The organism is Streptomyces anandii JCM 4720 (genome assembly GCF_014650655.1).
Lineage (GTDB): Bacteria > Actinomycetota > Actinomycetes > Streptomycetales > Streptomycetaceae > Streptomyces > Streptomyces anandii.
The window spans coordinates 55,646-57,798 of sequence record NZ_BMVJ01000023.1 but is presented as its reverse complement, the minus strand read 5'-3'; the positions used below and the strand labels follow the sequence as shown (position 1 = coordinate 57,798).

Annotated in this window: 2 protein-coding genes; both read left to right on the top strand. The window is 71.8% G+C overall.

The genetic code is table 11. From position 1 onward, the window contains the following. The coding region (gene ftsX, locus IE249_RS30025) for a permease-like cell division protein FtsX (protein WP_229859552.1) at positions 1 to 829 on the top strand (829 nt) is incomplete at its 5' end. 78 nt (positions 830 to 907) lie between these two features. Next, positions 908 to 2,089: a S41 family peptidase gene (locus IE249_RS30020; RefSeq protein WP_189709814.1), complete on the top strand. Its 1,182-nt coding sequence runs from the start codon at positions 908 to 910 to the stop codon at positions 2,087 to 2,089. Positions 2,090 to 2,153 lie beyond the last annotated feature (64 nt).

Here is a 2,153-nt window from a genome sequence, read left to right as displayed (position 1 = left end):
GTCCCTCGCCCTGTTCGGCGGGTCGCTGCTGATGAGCGACCAGGTCAACACGATGAAGGGCTACTGGTACGACAAGGTCAACGTCTCGATCTTCCTCTGCAACAAGAGCGACGCCGAGAACGACCCCAAGTGTGCCAAGGGCGCCGTCACCGAGGACCAGAAGAAGGCGATCCTCGCCGACCTCGACAAGATGCCGGTGGTCCAGAAGGTCACCCACGAGTCCCAGGACGAGGCGTACAAGCACTACAAGGAGCAGTTCGGCGACTCCCCGCTGGCCAGTTCCCTCACGCCGGACCAGATGCAGGAGTCGTACCGCATCAAGCTGAAGAACCCCGAGCAGTACCAGGTCATCGCCAGCGCCTTCAACGGCCGCGACGGCGTGCAGTCGGTGCAGGACCAGAAGGGCATCCTGGACAACCTCTTCGGTCTGCTCAACGGCATGAACTGGGCCGCCCGCGCGGTGATGGCGCTGATGCTGGTGGTCGCGCTGATGCTGATCGTCAACACCGTGCGCGTCTCGGCGTTCAGCCGGCGCCGCGAGACCGGGATCATGCGCCTGGTGGGCGCCTCCGGCTTCTACATCCAGGCGCCGTTCATCATGGAGGCCGCGGTCGCCGGGCTCATCGGCGGCACGGTCGCGTGCGGATTCCTCGTCGTCGCGCGGTACTTCATCATCGACCACGGCCTCGCCCTGTCGCACAAGCTCAACCTGATCAACTTCATCGGCTGGGACGCCGTGCTGACGAAGCTGCCGCTGATCCTCGCGACGAGCCTGCTGATGCCGGCGCTCGCCGCGTTCTTCGCGCTGCGCAAGTACCTGAAGGTGTGACGCACGCCTCCGCGCGCCCGGAGGGTCGTACGGTCAAGGGGCCGTACGGCCCCGGAGCGTTGTCCTAGACTCACCGCCATGTCAGGTCGTGACCTGTTCTGCCCGCCCCGCCGCAGCCGCCGCGGGGCCGCCCTGGCATTGGTCTTCGCGAGCGTGCTCGTGGCCGGCGCGGCCACCGGTTCGCTGCCCGGCTCCCCGCCCGGGGCCGGCGGCCGCAAGTCCCCGGCGCGGACGGCGGATTCGCCCGCCTCGGCGCACCACGCGGCCGTGTCGGAGGCCGCCGCCGAGGCCATGGCCGACGGCAAGTCCCCGATGGAGGCCGCCGAACGGGCAGTCAGCCGCAGCGGGGACCGCTGGGGCGCCGTCTACTCCCAGGGCGACTTCCAGGAGTTCCAGGAGGCCCTGGACGGCCAGTACACCGGCGTCGGACTGTGGGCGCGGCGCGAGCGGGACGGCGGCATCGACGTCACCCGGGTCCAGACGGGCTCACCCGCCGCCGACGCGGGGATCCGCAGCGGCGACCGGCTGCGCAGCGTGGACGGCGAGAAGGTGGACGGACTGCCCGTCACCGAGGTCGTCTCGTTACTGCGCGGCGACGCCGACGACGCGCCCGCCGGCACCGCCGTCACCCTCGGCCTGGAGCGCGGCAGGCGCGCGTGGACCGAGACCCTGCGCCGGGCCCGCCTGTCGACCGACCCGGTCACCGTCCGCCGCCTCGCCGACGGCGTGACCGTCATCAAGGTCGCCGCCTTCACCAAGGGCGTGGGCGACAAGGTCCGCACCGCGGTACGGGGCGCCCCCGCCGACTCCGGGATCATCCTCGACCTGCGCGGCAACTCCGGCGGCCTGGTCACCGAGGCCGTCACCACCGCCTCCGCCTTCCTCGACGGCGGCCTGGTCGCCACCTACGACGTCGACGGCCGCCAGCGCGCCCTGCACGCCGAGCCCGGCGGCGACACGGCCAGACCCCTGGTCGCGCTCGTCGACGGCGGCACGATGAGCGCGGCCGAACTGCTCACCGGGGCCCTCCAGGACCGCGGCCGCGCGGTCGTCGTCGGTTCGCGCACCTTCGGCAAGGGCTCGGTGCAGATGCCGAGCCGGCTGCCCGACGGCTCCGTCGCCGAGCTCACGGTCGGGCACTACCGCACCCCGGGCGGCCGCAGCGTCGACGGCCACGGCATCACCCCCGACCTGGACCCGGGCAGGGACGCGATCCAGCGGGCCCGCACGGTCCTGACGGGCCTGGGCGACCCCTCCTGAGCCCCACCTGAGCCCCTCCTGATCCTTTCCTGAGCCCTTCCCGCGTCCTCACCGCGTCCGTCGA

Excerpts from the sequence above, each read along its gene's own strand:
- IE249_RS30020 (WP_189709814.1), top strand. The coding sequence starts at position 908 with ATGTCAGGTCGTGACCTGTTCTGCCCGCCCCGCCGCAGCCGCCGCGGG.